This window comes from Variovorax sp. W2I14 (assembly GCF_050435205.1).
GTDB lineage: Bacteria > Pseudomonadota > Gammaproteobacteria > Burkholderiales > Burkholderiaceae_C > Variovorax > Variovorax paradoxus_C.
In genome coordinates this window covers 199,683-219,757 of the sequence record NZ_JBNDJX010000001.1, presented here as the reverse complement: position 1 = coordinate 219,757, position 20,075 = coordinate 199,683, and the positions used below count along the sequence as shown (strand labels likewise).

Annotated in this window: 18 protein-coding genes; 9 read left to right on the top strand and 9 right to left on the bottom strand. The window is 66.1% G+C overall.

Annotation, left to right across the window (positions count from 1 at the left end; all coding sequences use genetic code 11):
* Nucleotides 1-21 precede the first annotated feature (21 nt).
* From QF040_RS00990 to pncB, 5 genes are read right to left on the bottom strand one after another with little or no spacing between them, the layout of a single operon-like run.
* On the bottom strand, nt 22-1,185 hold the full coding sequence (locus QF040_RS00990) for an MFS transporter (protein WP_429609347.1): 1,164 nt from the start codon (nt 1,183-1,185) through the stop codon (nt 22-24).
* Nucleotides 1,182-2,546: a DNA recombination protein RmuC gene (locus tag QF040_RS00985; RefSeq protein ID WP_429614591.1), complete on the bottom strand. Its 1,365-nt coding sequence runs from the start codon at nt 2,544-2,546 to the stop codon at nt 1,182-1,184. The genes QF040_RS00990 and QF040_RS00985 overlap by 4 nt, the downstream gene beginning before the upstream one ends.
* Nucleotides 2,547-2,576: 30 nt before the next feature.
* Complete coding sequence (locus tag QF040_RS00980; RefSeq protein WP_429609345.1) at nt 2,577-3,563, bottom strand: 2-hydroxyacid dehydrogenase; 987 nt, start codon at nt 3,561-3,563, stop codon at nt 2,577-2,579.
* Between the two features lie 11 nt (nt 3,564-3,574).
* Complete coding sequence (locus QF040_RS00975; RefSeq protein WP_307605948.1) at nt 3,575-4,987, bottom strand: sodium:proton antiporter; 1,413 nt, start codon at nt 4,985-4,987, stop codon at nt 3,575-3,577.
* Nucleotides 4,988-5,035: 48 nt separating this feature from the next.
* Nucleotides 5,036-6,256 (bottom strand): nicotinate phosphoribosyltransferase, encoded by a 1,221-nt coding sequence (gene pncB, locus QF040_RS00970; RefSeq protein ID WP_307508963.1) that lies wholly within the window; start codon nt 6,254-6,256, stop codon nt 5,036-5,038.
* Between the two features lie 182 nt (nt 6,257-6,438).
* Here pncB and QF040_RS00965 point away from each other — a divergent pair, with 182 nt between their 5' ends.
* Entirely contained in the window at nt 6,439-6,672 is a 234-nt protein-coding gene (locus QF040_RS00965) for a CsbD family protein (protein ID WP_124961423.1), read from the top strand.
* A 56-nt stretch (nt 6,673-6,728) separates the two neighbouring features.
* Nucleotides 6,729-7,136, top strand: a complete 408-nt coding sequence (locus QF040_RS00960; RefSeq protein WP_307605945.1) for a hypothetical protein — start codon at nt 6,729-6,731, stop codon at nt 7,134-7,136.
* 72 nt (nt 7,137-7,208) lie between these two features.
* On the opposite strand, the gene QF040_RS00955 is transcribed toward QF040_RS00960, so the two are convergent.
* The gene (locus tag QF040_RS00955; protein WP_429609342.1) at nt 7,209-7,658 is read right to left on the bottom strand and encodes an acyl-CoA thioesterase; all 450 of its coding nucleotides are present in this window, start codon (nt 7,656-7,658) and stop codon (nt 7,209-7,211) included.
* Nucleotides 7,655-8,581, bottom strand: a complete 927-nt coding sequence (locus tag QF040_RS00950; protein WP_429609340.1) for a histone deacetylase family protein — start codon at nt 8,579-8,581, stop codon at nt 7,655-7,657. Before QF040_RS00950 ends, QF040_RS00955 begins: the two co-directional genes overlap by 4 nt.
* 177 nt (nt 8,582-8,758) lie before the next feature.
* Here QF040_RS00950 and QF040_RS00945 point away from each other — a divergent pair, with 177 nt between their 5' ends.
* Nucleotides 8,759-9,310, top strand: a complete 552-nt coding sequence (locus tag QF040_RS00945) for a phasin family protein (protein ID WP_307605940.1) — start codon at nt 8,759-8,761, stop codon at nt 9,308-9,310.
* 236 nt (nt 9,311-9,546) lie between these two features.
* The gene (locus QF040_RS00940; RefSeq protein ID WP_429609338.1) at nt 9,547-10,305 is read left to right on the top strand and encodes a 3-hydroxyacyl-CoA dehydrogenase; all 759 of its coding nucleotides are present in this window, start codon (nt 9,547-9,549) and stop codon (nt 10,303-10,305) included.
* Here QF040_RS00940 and QF040_RS00935 read toward each other — a convergent pair.
* Complete coding sequence (locus tag QF040_RS00935) at nt 10,253-11,197, bottom strand: YihY/virulence factor BrkB family protein (protein ID WP_429609336.1); 945 nt, start codon at nt 11,195-11,197, stop codon at nt 10,253-10,255. The two genes, QF040_RS00940 and QF040_RS00935, sit on opposite strands and share 53 nt — an antisense overlap.
* Before the next feature lie 85 nt (nt 11,198-11,282).
* Here QF040_RS00935 and dnaG point away from each other — a divergent pair, with 85 nt between their 5' ends.
* On the top strand, nt 11,283-13,274 hold the full coding sequence (gene dnaG / locus QF040_RS00930; RefSeq protein ID WP_429609334.1) for a DNA primase: 1,992 nt from the start codon (nt 11,283-11,285) through the stop codon (nt 13,272-13,274).
* Nucleotides 13,275-13,573: 299 nt separating this feature from the next.
* Nucleotides 13,574-15,910, top strand: coding sequence for an RNA polymerase sigma factor RpoD (rpoD, locus tag QF040_RS00925; RefSeq protein ID WP_306877610.1), 2,337 nt, complete (start codon nt 13,574-13,576; stop codon nt 15,908-15,910).
* Nucleotides 15,911-16,017: 107 nt separating this feature from the next.
* On the opposite strand, the gene QF040_RS00920 is transcribed toward rpoD, so the two are convergent.
* Nucleotides 16,018-17,193: a hypothetical protein gene (locus QF040_RS00920; protein WP_429609332.1), complete on the bottom strand. Its 1,176-nt coding sequence runs from the start codon at nt 17,191-17,193 to the stop codon at nt 16,018-16,020.
* Nucleotides 17,194-17,334: 141 nt separating this feature from the next.
* Between QF040_RS00920 and QF040_RS00915 the strand changes: the two genes are divergently transcribed.
* Genes QF040_RS00915 through sugE form a run of 3 tightly spaced genes read left to right on the top strand, consistent with a single transcriptional unit; the run spans nt 17,335 to nt 20,065 of the window.
* Nucleotides 17,335-18,570: a multidrug effflux MFS transporter gene (locus QF040_RS00915; protein ID WP_429609330.1), complete on the top strand. Its 1,236-nt coding sequence runs from the start codon at nt 17,335-17,337 to the stop codon at nt 18,568-18,570.
* Between the two features lie 13 nt (nt 18,571-18,583).
* Nucleotides 18,584-19,714 (top strand): HPP family protein, encoded by a 1,131-nt coding sequence (locus QF040_RS00910; RefSeq protein ID WP_429609329.1) that lies wholly within the window; start codon nt 18,584-18,586, stop codon nt 19,712-19,714.
* A gap of 30 nt (nt 19,715-19,744) precedes the next feature.
* Nucleotides 19,745-20,065: a quaternary ammonium compound efflux SMR transporter SugE gene (sugE, locus tag QF040_RS00905; RefSeq protein ID WP_042578538.1), complete on the top strand. Its 321-nt coding sequence runs from the start codon at nt 19,745-19,747 to the stop codon at nt 20,063-20,065.
* Nucleotides 20,066-20,075 lie beyond the last annotated feature (10 nt).

The window sequence follows — 20,075 nt, the reverse complement described above, 5'->3', positions numbered from 1 at the left end:
GCGTGGATTTCGCACCTGCCGCTAGAGCTTCAACCCCCAGGTCGCCCGCGCCCCCAGCGCCAGCACGCCACCCACGACCCAGAACACGCCCGCAATCCCGATCAGCGCTCCGAGCGAGCCGAACAGCATCGGCATCGCCACGCTCGACGCATTGATGGTCATCAGCCGCAGCCCCAGCGCCTCGCCGTGCCGCGCGTGCGGGGTGATCTGGTGCAGCATGCTCATGACCATCGGCTGCACCGCGCCGAGCGCGAAACCGAGGATCACCGAGCACATGCCCATGGTCAAGGCCGAGTCGAGCAGCGGGTAGACCGCGAACATCGCCGCCGTGACGATGGTGGAGCTCAGGATCACGCTGCGCTCCGAGGCGCGCGAGGCGATGAGCGGCAGCACCACGCGAATCGCGGCCGCCGCGATGGCGAAGGCGCCGAGGATCGACCCGATCACCGACGCGCTGATGCCGCGGTCGTGCCCCAGCACGGGCAGCACGAAGGCGTGCACATCCCAACTCGACGACTGCAGCCAGTTCACGAAGAGCAGGCGGCGGAACATCGGCTCGCGCAGCAGGTCCCAGGCCCGCGTCGGCGCGGCGCCGGGAATGGGCGCTGCGCGCGGCGGCTCGTGCGCGCCGCGCGCCAGCAGCCAGCACAGGACCGGCAGGAAGGCCATGACCGCGAAACAGACGCGGAACGCCAGCATGTCCGCGGGCACGCGGCCGGCGTGGTCGATCAGCATGCCGGCGAGAAAAGGCCCGACGAAGTTGGCCGCCGCGGGCGCGATGGCCAGCCAGCTGAACACCCGCTTGAGCTGCGTTGCATTGGTGGCGGACCGCCCCACGTGCCGTTGCAAGGCGATGACGGTCGCACCGGTGGCGCCGCCGGTCAGCAGCGCCGCGATGCACATGGCCGGAAAGGTCGGAAAGACCAGCACCAGCGCCGCGCCGCCCGCGGCCGCGATCACCGAAAACCAGAGCGGCCGCTTGAACCCGTGCCGATCGGCAAAACGCCCGGCCGGCAAGGCCAGAAATACCTGAGTCAGGGCAAACAGCGCGATCAACACGCCGACCGCCGCTGCGCTGTAGCCCTGTTGCAGCGCCAGCAGCGGTGTGGCCAGGCGCATGCCGGCCATCGTGGCGTGCAGGCAGACCTGGGCGCCGATGACACGCAGCAGTTCGGAGCCTTTCACGGGGTGTCGTCGCCCTCGCTGTCGGCTGTCGGAGGCAGCAGCACCTGCGATTGCGCTTCGGGCAGCGCCTCTACCTTGCGCAATGCCAGACGCATCTGCTTGGCGCGCGTGTCTGCCTTGTCGAGCGTGTCAGACGCCTTGGCCACCTGCTCCTTGATGCGCGCGACCCACTCACCATAGCGCTCGAATTCGGTCTTGACCGCGCCCAGCACCTTCCACACCTCGGAGGCCTGCTGCTCCAGCGCGAGCGTGCGAAAGCCCATGTGCAGGCTGTTGAGCATCGCGAGCAAGGTGGTCGGGCCGGCGAGCGTCACGCGGTGCTGGCGCTGGATGGCGTCCATCAAGCCGGGACGGCGCAGCACCTCGGCGTAGAGGCTCTCGACCGGCAGGAAAAGAATCGCGAAATCGGTCGTGTGCGGCGCGGCGAGGTAGTTCTCGGCGATCGAGCGAGCCTCCAGGCGGATGCGCGCTTCGAGCGCCTTCGCCGCGAGTTCGGCGGCGGGTGCATCGGCGCGCTCGTGCGCGTCGATGAGGCGCTCGTAGTCGTCGCGTGGAAACTTGGCATCGATCGGCAGCCACACCGGCGCGCCGTCGTCGCCGCGGCCCGGGAAGCGGATCGCGAAATCGACGCGCTGGCCGCTGCGCGGCTTGGTCTCGATCTGCTTGGCGTACTGCTCGGGCGTGAGCACCTGCTCGAGCAGCGCTTCGAGCTGCACCTCGCCGAACACGCCGCGCGTCTTCACGTTGGTCAGCACGCGCTGCAGGCTGCCGACGCCGACGGCCAGCGTCTGCATTTCGCCGAGGCCCTTGTGTACCTGCTCGAGCCGGTCGGCCACCTGCTTGAAGCTCTCGCCCAGGCGCGCCTCGAGCGTGCTCTGCAGCTTTTCGTCGACCGTCTTGCGCATCTCGTCGAGCTTGGCGGTGTTGCTCTGCTGAAGTTGCGCGAGCTGCGTTTCCATCGTCGTGCGCACTTCGGCGAGGCGCCGCGCATTCGACTCGCTCAGGCCCTGCAGCTGGGTGTTGAGCGTGTCGGCCAGCGACTTCTGCAGTGAAGCGAGCTGCAGCGAGAAGGCGTCGAGTTGCGCGTTCTGCGTGCGCGTTGCTTCGGCGCCCTGCTGCACCAGCGACTGCTGGAAGGTCGCGAAGGCCTGCGCGGTTTCCTGCCGCGTACCGCGCGAGTTCTCGCCGATCTCGCGGCGCAACTCGCGCTCGGTGCGCTCGTTGGCCGCGCCCAGTGCGGCCAGCACGCCGAGCATTTCGCTGTGGTCCGGCCTGGGCTGCCGGCGCGCAAGCAGCCAGATCACCAGCACGAGCTGCACGACGGCGAGCGCAGCCAGCGCGAGAAGAATCAACTCAGTCAGTTCCAAGGAGAGTCGCTGCGTGTCGGTTAGTTACTTCGTGGCCGCTGGAACGGGTGTGACCGGCGTCAGCGGCCCCTTGCCGCTGAAGTACGCGATGAGGTTGTCGGCCGCGAGGTCGGCCATGGCGCGCCGCGTGGGCACGGTGGCACTCGCGATGTGCGGCGTGAGCACGACGTTCGGCACGGTCAGCAGGTCGGGGTGGACCTTGGGTTCGCCCTCGAACACGTCCAGGCCCGCCGCCGCGATGCGCTTCTCGCGCAGCGCCACGGCCAGCGCCGCGTCGTCGACGATGCCGCCGCGCGCGATGTTCACCAGCGTGGCCGTCGGCTTCATCAGCGCGATCTCGGCGGCGCCGATGGTGTGGTGCGAAGCGGGCGAGTAAGGCACGACCAGCACGACGTGGTCGGCGGTCTTGAGCAGATCTTCCTTGCTCACGTAGCTGGCCTTGCAGTCGGCTTCGAGCGTCGCATCGAGGCGCGAACGGTTGTGATAGATCACCTTCATGCCGAAGCCGTACGCGCCGCGCTTGGCAATGCCCTGCCCGATGCGGCCCATGCCGATGATGCCGAGCGTGGCGCCGTGGATGTCGGAGCCCGCGAACATGTCGTAGCTCCACTTCTCCCACTTGCCGGCGCGCAGGAAATGCTCGCTCTCGGTGATGCGGCGCGCGGTCGCCATGAGCAGCGCGAAGCCGAAGTCGGCGGTGGTCTCGGTCAGCACGTCGGGTGCGTTGGTGCCGAGCACGCCGTGCGCGGCCATCGCATCGACGTCGAAGTTGTTGTAGCCGACAGCCATGTTGGCGCAGATCTTCAGGTCGGGATTCGCGTCGAGCACGGCGGCATCGATGCGCTCGCTGCCGGTGGTGAAGGCGCCCTGCTTGCCCTTGAGCTTCGCAATCAGCTGGTCTTTGCTCCAGCTCTCGTCGGACTGGTTCGACTCGACCTCGAAATGCTGCGACAGGCGCTCGATGGTCTCGGGAAAGATCGCGCGGGCGACCAGGATCTTGGGCTTGCTCATGGTGTGTGCACTCAGCGAAAGAAGAGGAAGGTGGTGATGACGAACAGCGGAATCAGGATGGCCACGGACCAAGCCATGTAGCCGAAGAAGCTCGGCATGGGCACGCCGCGGCTCTCGGCGATGGCCTTGACCATCAGGTTGGGCGCGTTGCCGATGTAGGTGTTGGCGCCCATGAAGACGGCGCCGGCCGAAATGGCGGCCAGCGTGCTCGCGTAGGTGGTCATGAGCGCCGCCGGGTCGCCGCCGGCGGTGTTGAAGAACACGAGGTACGTCGGCGCGTTGTCCAGGAAGGAACTCAGCACGCCGGTGGCCCAGAAGTACATCGCGGGATCGGGCTGGCCGTCGGGGCGCGTCACAGCCGAGACGACGGCGCCGAACGGCCCTTGCGTGCCGGCCTTGAGCATCGCGATCACCGGGATGATCGTGAGGAAGATCCCCGCGAAGAGCTTGGCCACCTCGGCCATCGGGCCCCATTCGAACTGGTTGTCGGCGTGCACCTTCGGCGAGGTGAGCTTGAAGGACACCAGTGCGATCAGCAGCAGCCCGACATCGCGCACAAGCCCCGGCAGCCCGACCGGGGTGCCGAACACGTCGAAGCTGACCGGCGATTTCCAGAAGCCGCTGAGCAGCACGAGCGCGACCACGCCGCCCAGCAGCCAGAAGTTGGCGGCGCCGTCGAAGCCCAGGCGCGGCGTGTCGGGCGTCGGGTCGACCGGCAGCACGCCCTCCTTGCGGTAGTAATGGCGGTCGATGGCATAGAAGAGCGCCAGCAGCACGCCCACGATGAAGAGCGTGTCGGGCAGGATGTTCTGCATCGTCCAGAAGAAGCTCACCCCCTTCAGGAAGCCGAGGAACAAGGGCGGATCGCCCAGCGGCGTGAGCGAACCGCCCGCGTTCGAGACGATGAAGATGAAGAAGATGACCACGTGCGCCCGGTGCACGCGGTTGTCGTTGGCGCGGATCAGCGGACGGATCAGCAGCATCGATGCGCCGGTGGTTCCCATGAAGCTCGCGAGCACCGCGCCGATGGCGAGGATCGCCGTATTGAGCCCCGGCGCCCCGTGCAGGTTGCCCCGGATGTGGATGCCGCCCGCCACGGTGAAGAGCGCCGTCAGCAGGATGATGAACGGGATGTACTCGGCCACCAGCGCATGCACGAGTTGCGTGCCCGCCAGCCCCGCGCCATAGGTGGCGGCAAAAGGCAGCAGGAATGCCAGCGCCCAGGCGGCGGAAATCTTGCCGTAGTGGTGGTGCCAGAAAGAAGGCGCGAGCAGCGGCAGCAACGCGATCGACAGCAGGATCCCGGCGAACGGCACGCCCCACAGCGGCGAGAGCGCGGCGCCGTCGAAATCGGCGGCGCGGGCCAGGGCCGGAAAGAGCATGGGCAGCGCTGCGGCTGCGGTCAGTCGGAGTGTCTTTTTCATGGGTGCCGTACCGTACCAGACCGGGGTCGGGCAAAGGCCGGGCCGAGGTCAGGCGGCCGGCTGCTCGATCTCGAAAACCTGGCGCAGGTAGGCCAGGTATTTTTCGTCCTCGCACATGTTCTTGGACGGCGTGTCCGACAGCTTGGCCACCGGCTGGCCGTTGCAGTTGATCATCTTGATGACGATCTGCAGCGGCTCGTAGCCCAGGTCGTTGGTGAGGTTGGTGCCGATGCCGAAGGCCAGCTGGCAGCGGCCGCGGAACTGCTGGTAGAGCTCGATGGTGCGCGGCACCGTGAGGCCGTCGCTGAAGATGAGCGTCTTGGTGAGCGGATCGACCCGGTTCGCCACGTAGTGGGCCAGCATGCGCTCGCCCCACTGGAACGGGTCGCCGCTGTCGTGGCGGGCGCCGTCGAAGAGCTTGCAGAAGTACAGGTCGAAGTCGCGCAGGAACGCGCTCATGCCGTACACGTCGGACAGCGCGATACCCAGGTCGCCTCGGTATTCACGCGCCCAGCTCTCGAAGCCGAAGATCTGGCTGTCGCGCAGCCGCGGGCCGAGTGCCTGGCAGGCCTGCAGGTATTCGTGCGCCATGGTGCCCAGCGGGATGAGGCCGAGCTTCATCGCGTACAGCACGTTGCTCGTGCCCGCGAGCTGCGGCAGGCGGGCGCCGGGCTTGGCCTGCATCGGCGGCGGCGTGACGGCACCCAGGCGCGAGTTCAGGGTGCGCAGCACCTCTTCATGCCAGTCCTTCGAGAAGCGGCGGCGCGTGCCGTAGTCGGCGATCTTGAGGTCGGCGAGGCCCGCATCCTGCAGCTGGGTGATCTTGGTCTCGAGTCGGCGACGGCCCTCGTCGATGTCGGGCTTCTTCTGCGTGTTGCGGAAGTAGACCTCGTTGACGATGGCCAGCACCGGGATCTCGAACAGGATGGTGTGCAGCCACGGCCCCTGGATGCGGATCTCGAGCTCGCCCGAGGGCTGGGGAATGATGTTGATGTACTTCTCGTTGAGCCGGAAGAGCCCGAGGAAGTCGACGAAGTCGCTCTTGATGAAGCGCATGGACCGCAGATAGGCGAGCTCGGCGTCGCGGAACTGCAGCGAACAGAGGCTTCGCACCTCGTCGCGGATCTGGCCCGCGAACTGCGCCAGGTCGACCCCGGGGTTGCGGCACTTGAAGCGGTACTCGACCCGGGCGCCCGGGAAGTGATGCAGAACGACCTGCATCATCGTGAACTTGTAGAGGTCGGTGTCGAGCAGGCTGTGAATGATCATGGTCGTCGTCGGTGCGCGGTGTCTCAAACTTTTCGGCGTCCGTTCGATTATCACGGGCAGCGTCGGCCTCTGCCTACTTGGCCTGCACAGCACGTCCTACCGTCAGGGTGAATGGGCCACGAGACATTGATTTCACGGCGGCGACACAGCCCGCCGAATCAACCTCTCAAAGGAGATTCGCAATGAACAAGGACACCATCGAAGGCAACTGGAAGCAGCTCAAGGGCAAGGTCAAGGAGCAATGGGGCAAGCTGACCGACGACGACTTCGACGTCATCGCCGGCAAGCGCGACCAGTTGCTCGGCCGCATCCAGGAACGCCACGGCATCAGCCGCGATGAAGCCGAGAAACAGGTGAAGGACTGGGAGTCGCGCGATGGCCGCACCCCCGATGCCCTCTGGTACGAAAAGTACTGACCGGCACCCCCACCCACAAACACAAACGATTTCAACAACCTCGAAGGAAAACTCCAATGAAAAAACACCTGCTCATGCTCGCCCTCGCCTCCACCTGCTTCGTCGCCACGCAAGCCAGCGCGATGACCGGTGACGAACACAAGGTCGCGAAAGAAAAGATCGAGGCCGACTACAAGGTCGCCAAGGCGCAGTGCGACGCGATGAAGGACAACGCCAAGGACGTCTGCCAGAAGGAAGCCAAGGGCAAGGAAGACGTTGCGAAGGCTGAACTGGAACAGCAATACAAGCCGAGCGACAGCAATGCACGCAAGGTGGCCGAAGAGAAGGTGAAGGCCACCTACGAAGTCGCGAAGGAAAAGTGCGACGACCAGAGCGGCGACGCCAAGTCGGCTTGCGTGAAGCAGGCCAAGGCGGACGAGGAAAAGGGCAAGGCCGACATCAAGGCCATGAAGAAGGCGATGTAAGCCCTTGCGGCCAGAAGGCCGCATGACAAAAGACGACGGCGCCCTCGGGCGCCGTTCTTCATGGTGCGGCGGTCAGGCTTTCAGCGCATCGACCACGCGTTGCAGCGCTTCGGGCAACGGCATTGGCCGCTGCGTGGCCCGGTCGACGTACACATGAACGAAGTGGCCCTGCGCGGCGGCGATGTCGGCGCCCTCGGCGAACAGCGCGATCTCGTAGCGCACGCTCGATCGGCCGGCCTGCGCCACGCGGATGCCCGCCTCCACCGTCTGGGGGAACGCGATCGGCGCGAAGTAGTTGCATTGGGTCTCCACCACGAAGCCGATGGTCTGGCCGTGGTGGATGTCGAGCGCGCCGCGCTCGATGAGCAGCGCATTCACCGCCGTGTCGAACCAGCTGTAGTAGACGACGTTGTTGACGTGGCCGTACATGTCGTTGTCGGCCCAGCGCGTCGGGATGCTGCGGAACGCGCGGTAGCTGCTGCGGGAATTCGGCGTGGGTTTGGCGGCGGAGGAGGAGCTCATCGCGGGGCATTTTGCCAGCGCCGCCAGTAGTCGAAGGCCACCCGGAAGGTGCCCAGTTGCACCTGCACGGTCTCGGCGATGTCGCTGGCGTAGCCGCCGGCCATGGCGAAGGCCACGGGAATCCGGCGCTGCCAGGTCCAGTCGAAGACGCGACGGTCTCGCGCCTCCAGGCCGTCGAAACTGAGTTTCAGGCGGCCGAGGCGGTCGCGCTCGAAGGGGTCGGCGCCTGCGAGATAGATGACGAGGCCGGGAGAGAAGCGGCGGTCGAGTTCGTCCAGCGCGTGCTCCAGCGCGGTGAGGTAGTCGGCGTCGCCGCAGCCGTCGGGCAATTCGACGTCCAGATCGCTGGCTTCTTTCCGGAATGGGAAGTTCTTCTGGCCGTGCATCGACAGCGTGAAGACGCTCGGGTCGTTGCGGAAGATGCTGGCGGTGCCGTTGCCCTGGTGAACGTCGAGATCGATCACCGCCACCTTGAGCAGCCGGCCGCTGCGGCCGTGCTCCGCCTGCATCAGCCGGGCCGCGACGGCCGCGTCGTTGAAGACGCAGAAGCCGCCACCCTTGTCGGCATAGGCGTGGTGCGTGCCGCCCGCCATGTTGGCCGCAATGCCGTCGGCGAATGCGGCCCGACAGGCCGCGATGGTGGCGCCGGTGGAGCGGCGCGAGCGCTCGACCATCGCCTCGCTCCAGGGAAAGCCGATTTCGCGCATCGCCTGCGGGCTCACGCTGCCGTCGCTGATGGCGGCGATCCACTGGGGGGTGTGGGCCAGCGCCAGCTCGCCGTCGCTGGCGCGGGGCGCCTGGTCCATTTCGACGGCGGGCAGGTGCTGCTCCAGTCGATCGCGCAGCAAGGCGTAGCGCGACATGGGGAAACGATGCCCGGGCGGCAGGGGCAAAACGAACTGGCCGGAATAGAAGGCGCGCATGCCCGGCATTCTGCGATGCGGCCGATTTAGAAGGCGACCTCTAGATTGCTGCACAGCAGCAAAAACCCCTTGATCGCAGAACCCAGCTGCCTATACTTGAGGCCATGCTGCACCGCAACAAAGACGACGAGGCGCAGCGCAACGTGAATCGACCACCATCCCTTCTGGAGATCTCAAATGGCCCTGACCGCTGACCAAATCCTCGCCGCCCAAAAAGCAAACCTCGAAACCCTGTTCGGCCTGACCACCAAGGCTTTCGAAGGCGTGGAGAAGCTCGTCGAACTGAACGTGACCGCTTCGAAAGCTGCCCTGGCCGAAGCACAGAGCACCGCCCAGGCTGCCCTGAGCGTGAAGGACGCGCAAGAACTGCTGACGCTGCAAGCCAGCCTGTTCCAGCCCCTGGCCGAAAAGACCGCCGCCTACAGCCGTCACCTGTACGACATCGCCCAAGGCACCGGCTCGGAATTCTCCAAGGCTTTCGAAGCCAAGGCCTCTGAAGCCCAGCAAGCCTTCGTCGGCCTCGTCGACAGCGCTTCCAAGAACGCACCCGCCGGTTCGGAAACCGCCGTTGCCGTCCTGAAGAGCGCCGTGGCTGCCGCCAACAACGCATTCGAATCGGTCCAGAAGGCTGTCAAGCAAGCCTCCGACGTCGCCGAAGCCAACTTCAACGCCGTGTCGACGCAAGCCGTCGCCGCCGCCAAGACGGCCACCGCTTCGCGCAAGCGCTAAGCACCAGCCACACCAGTTGTCTCCTTGGGTCCTCACGGATCCAATTCAGGGCCTCATCTTCGGATGAGGCCTTTTTTTTGGAGCTTTGTTGCTCGCCCCCAGGCTTCGCGCACTTCGTGTCGCTCCTCCCTCCCCCTACCGGGGGCAACACCAGCGGCCCGGCAAAGCCGGTTCCGCGGTGTTTCTCGCCGTTCGGGTGTCTTCGATAATGCATGCCTCAATTCAGGAGACTCTTCATGCAGATCGACGGCAAGGTTTTTATCGTGACCGGGGGCGCTTCGGGCCTCGGCGAAGGTGCGGCGCGCATGCTGGCCGCGAACGGCGGCAAGGTGGTGATCGCCGACATGCAGGCTGACAAAGGCGAAGCCGTCGCCAAGGACATCGGCGGGGTTTTCGTCAAATGCGACGTGAGCCAGGAAGCCGATGGCCAAGCCGCCGTTGCGGCCGCCACGAAGCTCGGCAAGCTGGTCGGCCTCGTCAATTGCGCGGGCATCGCGCCGGCCGAGAAGACCGTTGGCAAGAACGGTCCGCACGCCTTGGCCGTCTTCAGCAAGACCGTCACGGTCAACCTGATCGGCAGCTTCAACATGATCCGCCTCGCGGCCGACGCGATGAGCAAGAACGAGCCCGAAGCGACCGGCGAACGCGGCGTGCTGATCTCGACCGCCTCGGTCGCGGCCTACGACGGCCAGATCGGCCAGGCCGCGTACAGCGCCTCCAAGGGCGGCGTGGTCGGCATGACGCTACCGATCGCCCGCGACCTTGCGCGCAATGGCATCCGCAACATGACCATCGCCCCCGGCATCTTCGGCACGCCCATGCTCTTCGGCATGCCGCAGGAAGTGCAGGACGCGCTGGCCGCCAGCGTGCCGTTTCCGTCGCGCCTCGGTACGCCCGAGGACTACGCCAAGCTCGCCAAGCACATCATCGAGAACGACATGCTCAACGGCGAGGTGATTCGTCTGGACGGAGCGATTCGACTCCCTCCCCGCTGACCGACGGTGGCTGGGCCGTGCTGCCGGTGCGGTCCAGCCGCTCGTACTGAGCGATCACCTGGGCGCCCAGCAGCACGAGCGTGGCGGCGATCTCCAGGCTCAGCAGCACCACGATCGCCGTGGTGAGCGAACCGTAGACCACGTTCACTTGCGAGAGCGTCGAGAAGTACCAGATCAGCACCCGCCGCGTCGCCTCCCAGAGCAGCGCGGCGGTCACGCCGCCCAGCAGCGCGTGGCGCAGCGACATCCGGCCGGCCGGCATCACGAGGTAGAGCGAGGTCAGCATGAAGATCTCGCCGCCCAGTCCCAGCAGGTACAGCAGCAGCCCCGACACGCCCGAGAGCGACCATTCGCGCCCGAACAGGTCCACGCTCTCCTGCCCCACCAGTTGCAGCGCGCCCGACACCAGCGTGACCAGGAGCAGCCCTACGCAGAGGCACAGGATGTAGATATATGGCATGGCCACCGAGACCAGGAAGTGGCGCTTGTGGTCGGCCTTGCGGTGGTGAAAGATCACCGCCATCGCGCTTTCGAGGATGCTGAAGGCGAGCGAGCTGAAGAAGATCATCGTCACCAGCAGCACCGGGCCCATCACGTCGCGGTGGTCGAGAAAGCTCGACAGCTCCGTCACGATCGCCTTCGACTGCCCCGGCAACAACCATTCGAGATACCGGCCGATGGTGCGCAGCAGTTCGGCCTGCTCGATCACGTGCGACATCACGATCACGCTCACGATCAGGAGCGGCACGATGGACAAGAGGGCGTAATACGCCACCGCCCCCGCGAGCAGCAACCCCTGGTTGGCGCGGAAGGCCTTCAGGGCGTCCCAGAAGAATCGGAGCGGGTGGCGCAGCAGCGGCGCGACGTGTTGCAATGGGTTGGGCGTCGTCATGCGTTGGAAATCAAGAGCGCATTCAGTATGCAGCCCGACCGCAGGAGGCCGGCCGCTTGCGTATGATTTGCCGCTCTTCGCCTACATGACCATCCCCGCTTCATTCATCCAGGAACTCATCGCGCGCGCCGATGTGGTCGAGATCGTCGGCCGCTATGTGCCGCTCAAGAAGGCCGGCGCCAACTTCATGGGGCTGTGCCCCTTTCACGGCGAGAAATCCCCCTCTTTTTCCGTCAGCCCGACCAAGCAGTTCTATCACTGCTTCGGCTGCGGGGTGCATGGCAACGCCATCGGTTTTCTCATGGAGCACGCGGGCATGGGCTTCGTCGAGGCGGTGCACGATCTGGCTGGCCAGTACGGCCTGCAGGTGCCCGAGGACGACGCCTCCCCCGCCGAGCGCGCCCGCGCCGCCAGCCAGCGCCAGAAGCAGGCCACGCTGACCGACGTGCTCGAAAAGGCTGGCGACGCGTACCGCAAGTCGCTGCGACAGGCGCCCGGCGCCATCGAATACCTCAAGGGCCGGGGCGTCTCCGGCGAAGTGGCCAAGCAGTTCGGCATCGGCTATGCGCCCGCGGGCTGGCGGGCGCTGGCCAGCGTTTTCCCCGACTACGACGATCCGCTGCTCGCCGAGAGCGGCTTGGTGATCGTCAACACCGAAGACGGCCAGCTCGAGGCGAGCGAGGCCAAGCGCTACGACCGCTTCCGTGACCGCGTGATGTTCCCCATCCGCAACGTCAAGGGCGAGTGCATCGGTTTCGGCGGACGTGTGCTCGGCGACGAAAAGCCAAAGTACCTGAATTCGCCCGAGACGCCCGTGTTCAGCAAGGGCCGGGAGCTCTATGGCCTCTACGAAGCGCGCGCCGCCTTCCGCGACCGCGGCTATGCGCTGGTCACCGAGGGCTACATGGACGTGGTTGCCCTCGCCCAGCTCGGATTTCCGAACGCGGTGGCCACGCTCGGCACCGCCTGCACGACCGAGCATGTGCAGAAGCTCTTCCGCTTCACCGAATCGGTGGTGTTCAGCTTCGACGGCGACGCCGCCGGCCGCCGCGCCGCGCGCAAGGCACTCGACGGCGCCCTGCCCTATGCCACCGACGTGCGCAGCATCAAGTTCCTGTTCCTTCCGGCCGAGCACGATCCCGACAGCTTCATCCGCGAACACGGTGCCGAGGTCTTCGCCCGCTTCGTCGCCGAGGCCACGCCGCTGTCGCGCTTCATGCTCGAAGCCGCCCGAGAAGGCTGCGACCTGACCACTGCCGAAGGCCGCGCCCACATGACCAGCAACGTGCGCCCGCTCTGGAGTGCGATGCCGGACGGCGCGCTCAAGCGGCAGTTGCTGAGCGAGATCGCCACGCTGGTGCAACTCGATGCGGCAGCGCTTTCGGACCTATGGGCCTCCACGCCCGGCCCGCGCAAGGTGGCGGCCCCGCCTTCACCTCGCTACAGCGAATCCAGCGGCGATGGCGGGGACTATCCGGACATGCCGCCGCCGATGGAATTTGAGGCGCCGCGCTATGAAACCGATAGCAAGCCACGCAAGTTCGTCAAGGGCAAGCGCTGGGGTGGCAAGTTCGAAGAACCCATCGAGCCCCTGCGCGGACGCGGCAAGCCGCCGAGCCGGCCCGACGTGGCGGTGCGGCTCCTGCTCTCGAACATGGCGCAGTGGGATGCGCTCTCGCACGAACTCCATCTGATGCTGTGCGACCTGCCCGGCGCGCATGGGGCGCTCTTCACCTGGCTCGACAGCCAGTTGCACGAGCACGGCGTGCAACCCTGGGCGGCGCTGCGCGAAGGCATGCGCGGGCTGGATTTCGAGGCGCTGGCCGAACGGCTCATGAACGTCGCCGATGCGGTGCCGGTGCCCGAGGGCGAGGAAGAACAGCACCTAGCCGACGCGGCGAAGGAGCTTTCCAGCGTGCTCGATTTCATGCTGGACGATCGGCTCAAGGCCCAGCAGAGCGAAGCCATCGCCGCAGTCGGAAAAGACCCGAAAGCGCTGGAGCGCTACAAGGCGCTCGAAGCACGGCGGTTGGAATTGCGCAACCGCCTGAGTCCGCGCGGTTCAGAAACTGCTTGAAATTTGTGCAATACGCTATAATGTAGGGCTTCGCAACTGGCGAAATCAGACAAGAGCGACAGCAGCACCTCCGGGCCGACCCCTAGCGCAACGCACTCCAACGGTAAATTCCGGCGGAAAGGGTCAATAACCGCAAGGACTGCACACCAAATGTTCGCCCGACATCTTGTCTGCTGAGGAATTAATTTCCTCTTTCCCAATTGTTTTATGTCCGTGCCTGTGCGCGGGCTCGGTGGCGCTGCCTGAATGGCGGTGCGCCTGTGATTTCCGCTTGTCCATTCTTGTCGTAACGAGGTCGTATGCCCAGTTCAAAGAAGCCTGCTATTTCACTCGCCAAAAGCGTCGCCAAAAAGCCTGTAGCAGAGAAACCGTTGAAAGCCGGCACGACGCCGGCATCTAAGACGGGTGCCGCCGCGTCCAAATCGGCATCCGCAACGAAAGTGAAAACCGTGCCCACGAAAACGACCACCCTCGACGATCCCAAGAAAGTCGCCGCTCCCGCCGCCAAAAAAGTCGGCCGTCCCCCCAAAGCTGCCGGTGCCGCCGCACCCGCCACCGGCGCCAAGCGCGGCCGCAAGCCCAAGGCCGGCAATGACGCGCCCGAGAGCGACGTCGACCTGTCGGACATCGAGGAAGACCTGGCCGGCGACGAGCCGGCGGTCGCCACGACCACCGAAGAAAAGGTCAAGCCGCTGCGCATGAAGATCAGCAAGGCGAAGGAACGCGCCTTGATGAAGGAGTTCGGCCTCGACGAGACCGTGCTCTCCGAAGAAGACCTCGCCAAGCGCCGCTCGCGCCTGAAGACCCTGATCACGCTGGGCAAGACCCGCGGCTACCTCACGCACGGCGAAATCTCCGATCACCTGCCCGACAAGCTGGTCGACGCCGAGACCATGGAAGTCGTGGTCACCATGCTCAACGACATGGGCGTGGCGGTGTACGAGCAGACGCCCGACGCCGAAACCCTGCTGCTGAACAACACCGCGCCCACCGCCACCACGGTGGAAGAAGCCGAGGAAGAAGCCGAAGCGGCCCTGTCCACGGTGGACAGCGAATTCGGCCGCACCACCGACCCGGTCCGCATGTACATGCGCGAAATGGGCACGGTCGAGCTGCTGACCCGCGAAGGCGAAATCGAAATCGCCAAGCGCATCGAAGGCGGCTTGATGGCCATGATGGAAGCCATCTCGGCCTCCCCCGCCACCATCGCCGAGATCCTGCGCCTGGCCAATGAAATCCGCGAAGGCAAGGTCGTCATCTCGACCATCGTGGACGGCTTCTCGAACCCCAACGAGGCCGACGACTACGTGGCCGAGGAAGACTTCGACGAATTCGACGAAGAAGACGACGACGACGGCAAGGGCGGCTCCAAGGCCCTCACCAAGAAGCTCGAAGAACTCAAGCGCGACGCGCTCGAGCGCTTCGACCGCATCGCCGGCATGTTCGAGAAGGTCCACAAGATCTACGACAAGGAAGGCTACGGCACGCCCGCGTACGTCAAGGCCCAGGAGGCCCTGTCCGAAGAGCTGATGACCATCCGCTTCACGGCCAAGACCATCGAGAAGCTGTGCGACCTGGTGCGCACGCAGGTGGACGACGTGCGCAAGAAGGAACGCGAACTGCGCCGCATCATCGTGGACAAGTGCGGCTTCCCGCAGGACGAGTTCATCCGCGACTTCAGCGGCTACGACAAGAACGGCAATCGCATCGCGTCGAACCTCCTGAACCTGAAGTGGGTCGAGAAGCAGGCCGCCGCCGGCAAGCCCTGGAGCGCCGTGCTCGCGCGCAACATTCCGCCGGTGCAGGAACTGCAGCAGCGCCTGGCCGACATCCAGTCGCGCGTGGTGGTGCCGCTCACGCAGCTCAAGGACATCAACAAGCGCATGAACGAAGGCGAATCGTCTTCGCGCGATGCCAAGAAGGAAATGATCGAGGCCAACCTGCGCCTCGTGATCTCCATCGCCAAGAAGTACACCAACCGCGGCCTGCAGTTCCTCGACTTGATCCAGGAAGGCAACATCGGCCTCATGAAGGCGGTCGACAAGTTCGAATACCGTCGCGGCTACAAATTCTCGACGTACGCGACGTGGTGGATCCGCCAGGCGATCACCCGCTCGATCGCCGACCAGGCGCGCACCATCCGCATCCCGGTGCACATGATCGAGACGATCAACAAAATGAACCGCATCTCGCGCCAGCACTTGCAGGAGTTCGGCTTCGAGCCCGACGCCGGCATCCTGGCCGCCAAGATGGAGATCCCGGAAGACAAGATCCGCAAGATCATGAAGATCGCGAAAGAGCCGATCTCGATGGAAACCCCCATCGGCGACGACGACGATTCGCATCTGGGCGACTTCATCGAGGACAGCAGCAACACGGCGCCCATCGAAGCCGCAATGCAGGCGGGCCTGCGCGATGTGGTCAAGGACATCCTCGACTCGCTGACGCCGCGCGAAGCCAAGGTGCTGCGCATGCGCTTCGGCATCGAGATGTCGACCGACCACACGCTGGAAGAAGTCGGCAAGCAGTTCGACGTGACCCGCGAGCGCATCCGCCAGATCGAAGCCAAGGCGCTGCGCAAGCTCAAGCACCCGTCGCGTTCGGACAAGCTGCGCAGCTTCATCGATACGCTCTGATGAGCCAACGGCTTTGTCCGGCAGCAATGCCGGACAGGCCCCGAAAAAGGCCCGGAACCGCACACGCGGTCCCGGGCCTTTTTCTTTGGCCGATGCGCCGTTCGTTCTCAGAGCGCCGCGAGCCCCTCCACCAGCGCTTCCCGGTTCAGCTTGCGCTGCTCGTCGCGCGACCAAGAGAAGATGTCGTAGCCGTTGCTGTAGAGCACCGTGCCGTCCGGCGCGAGATCGAAGTGCGCCACGTGCGAGGCGACCACGCGCGGGTTCGCGCGGCGGCCTTCCTGCGCGATCAACTGCCACGAGCCCGGCACGAGGTTGCCCGCGTACTGCGGGTCGTTGCGCACCTTCGACAGCTCGATCATCCGGCCGTGCAGCCAGAGCTGGCCCAGGTCCTGGTCGAGCTCTGGGGTGCGCGGCCCGCCTGCGGAACGCAGCGGCTCCTTGCCGTAGATCATCGAGAAGAAGTTGAGATACCCGAAGACCGCCTTGCCCAGGCGCAGCGGCATCATCAGCGTGTCTTTCACCGCGCCGCCAGCGCGCTCGTGGGCCGGCTTTTCGACCGGACGACGAATGGCGTAGAGCGTTCCGTCGGCCGCGATGCGCGGGGCGATGAAATCCCATTCGGGGTCGTCCAGCAGGCTGTCCATCTGCGCGCTTTTGTAGTCGAGCCAGTTCACGGTCGAATGCGCCATCGCGACGACGCCGCCGTGGGCTGGATGCCGCGCCACGCCGCACGACTGATAAACCAGCGTCGAGGCCGAGCCCGGCATCACGGCCGGCGCAGCGTCCAGGCTGTCGCCGCCGGTGATCGCGCCCTTGGCGTTGCCCTCTTCGTCGAACACCTCCAGTTGCGCGGTGCCGTCGGGCAGACCGACGGCCAGCACGAGGTGGCGGGTCTCGGGCACGTAGGTCAGGCCGAGCACCGGCGCTTGTTGCCGGTGGAAGAGCCGGATCTCGCGCTTGTCGTCGAGTTCGTAGCGGAAAAGACCGATGCTGCGTCCCACCGTCAGCACGTAATAGATGGTGCGCGGTCCGCCGCGGCAGACGTGCAGGAAGCGCGCTGGCGCCATCGCCCCGCCCGGTCCGCCGCGGCCCCAGAGCGATGCGCCCGAGAGCATGCCGGTGGACTCCTCGCGTTCCGCGTGCTTCCATGACGTGGTGCGGCGGCTGTCGGCCTCGCGCTGGAGCAATTCGCGCGCAAACGGCGATTCGATCTGCTCCGGCGGGGCATCGCCGCTGCGCAGCCAGAGTTCGCCGCGGGTGATCGACAGGAATTCCGAAATCATCTTTTCCCTCCTTCTTCTTCAACGCATGCAGGCGCGCAGTTTAGTGGCCGGCCGGCGCCAGCAGCCCTTCGGCACGTCTGCTACGCTCGCACTCTTTCGGTGCGCACCTCACGCGCCATTCTTCTTCTCTCCCATCACGACATGAATCCCGACGCCGACAAACTCTGGCAGGCCCCGCGTTGGGCGCTGGCCGTCCTGCTCGCGGTGCTCGGCATGCTCGGGCCGTTCTCCATCGACACCTACATCCCGGCCTTCTCGGGCATTGCGCGCTCCATCGGCGCGACGCCTGCCGAGATGCAGCAGACGCTCTCTGCCTACCTGTTCGGCTTCGCATTCATGAACCTGTTCCACGGCGCGCTGTCGGACAGTTTCGGCCGCCGGCCCGTGGTGCTGTGGGGCCTTGCGGTCTTCACCATCGCCTCGCTGGGCTGCGCGCTGTCGCAGACCATCACGCAGCTCGTGCTGTTCCGCGGGCTGCAGGGGTTGTCGACCGGCGCGGGCATCGTGGTCTCGCGCGCGGTGATCCGCGACATGTTCCCGCCCGCCGAGGCGCAGCGGGTGATGAGCCAGGTGACGATCTATTTCGGCGTGGCGCCGGCCATCGCGCCGATCATCGGCGGCTTCCTGTTCGTGCATGCGGGCTGGCACGCGGTGTTCTGGTTCCTGGTGGCTGTGGGCGTGGTGCTGTTCGTCGCCAACTACAAGCTGCTGCCCGAGACGCTGCACGCCTCGCACCGCCAGTCGTTCCATGTGCGCCACCTGATGCGCGGCTACTGGGACCTGTGCTCCGATCCGCGCTTCCTGCTGCTCGCGCTCGCGAGCGGCGTGCCTTTCAACGGCATGTTCCTCTACGTGCTGGCCGCGCCCGCCTTCCTCGGCGACCACCTCGCGCTGCAGCCGCAGCAGTTCTTCTGGTTCTTCCTTCTGACCATCGGCGGCATCATGCTCGGCGCGCGCGCGAGCGGCCGCATGGCCGGCAAGGTCACGCCCAAGCGGCAGATCCGCGACGGCTTCCTCATCATGCTGGTCACCTCGATGGTCAACGTGGTGGCCAACTTCTTCTTCGATGCGCACGTGGCCTGGGCACTGTGGCCGCTCGCGGTGTTCGCCTTCGGCTGGGCGCTGATGGTGCCGGTGGTCACGCTGCTCGTGCTCGACCTGCACCCCGAGCGCCGCGGCATGGCCTCGTCGCTGCAGGCGGTGATCGGCTCGACCGCCAACGGCCTCGTCGCCGGCGCGATCGCGCCGCTGGTGATGCACTCCACGCTGGCGCTTGCGGTCACCTCCACGCTGATGCTCGCCATCGGCCTCGTCGCCTGGGTCTGGCTGCACGGGCGTTGGCCCGAGATCGGGCGCAGCCTCGCCAACGAAACCTGAAAGGAACGTCTCGATGCGGCTTTCCGCAATCCTGACCTATGCGCGCGCCTGGCTGCCGGGCCGCACCAACGTCGACATGCGCGAACGGCTGCGCGCCGTGTGCGGCGCGGCCATCGGCCTCTTCGTCACCGCGGTGCTGTGCCGCTGGCTGGCCGGGCCGCTGGGCAGCGCGGTCTGGCTGATCGCGCCGCTGGGCGCGAGCGCCGTGCTGGTGTTCGCGGTGCCTGCGAGCCCGCTCGCGCAACCCTGGTCGGTGATCGGCGGCAACACGCTGTCGGCGGTGGTCGGCATCGCGAGCGTGAGCTTCATTCCCGACCCGGCCCTCGCCGCCGCCATCGCGGTGGCCGGCGCCATCGGCGTGATGTTCTTCGCGCGCTGCCTGCACCCACCGGGCGGCGCCGCGGCGCTGCTCGCGGTGCTCACGCACACCACGCATTTCTCGTCGGCGCTCTTTCCGTTCTTCACCAACTCGCTGCTGCTGGTGCTGGCCGGCGTGGCCTACAACTCGCTCACCGGCCGGCGCTATCCGCATGTGCAGGTGGCACAGCCGCCGCGCGCCGACGCCCGCTTCAGCCAGGCCGACATCGACGCGGTGCTGGCCCGCTACAACCAGGTGCTGGACATCAGCCGCGACGACCTCGAATCGCTGATCCAGCAGACCGAGCTCGAGTCGTACAAGCGGCGCCTGGGCACGCTCGATTGCGGCGACATCATGTCGCCCAACCCGATCTCGGTGGAGTTCGGCACGCCGCTGCAGGAGGCCTGGGCGCTGATGCACGAGAAGCGCATCAAGGCGCTGCCGGTGACCGACCGCACGCGCCGCGTGGTGGGCATCGTCACGCAGGCCGACTTCTTCCGGCAACTCGACCTGCAGCACCACGAGGGCATCGCGGGCCGCTTGCGCGACCTCATCCGCGCGACGCGCACGGTGGTCTCGAACAAGCCCGAGGTGGTCGGCCAGATCATGACGCGGCAGGTGCGCGTGGCCAGCGCCGAGCGGCCGGTGGTCGACCTCGTGCCGCTTTTTTCCGAAGGCGGCCACCACCATATCCCCATCATCGACGGTGAAAAGCGTCTCACCGGCATGATCACGCAGTCCGATTTCGTGCGCGCCCTCTACCGTGCCGTGCGGCCGGAGAACTGAACCCCTTTTTGTTTTCACCAAGGAGCGCGCATGGCCTGGGTCGTATTGCTGGTGGCTGGTCTGCTTGAAATGGGATGGGCCATCGGCCTCAAGTACACCGAAGGATTCACGAAGTTCTGGCCCTCGGTCGGTACTGCGATCTCGATGATTCTCAGCGTGGTGCTGCTGGGCTGGGCGATGCGCTCGCTGCCCGTGGGTACGGCCTATGCGGTGTGGACCGGCATCGGCGCCGTGGGCACGGTGATTCTGGGCATCGTGCTGTTCCACGAGCCGGCCAATGCGGCGCGGCTCGCGTGCGTGGGGTTGATCGTCGCGGGCATCCTCGGGCTCAAGCTCACGAGCCCCGCGTGAATCCGCTGGC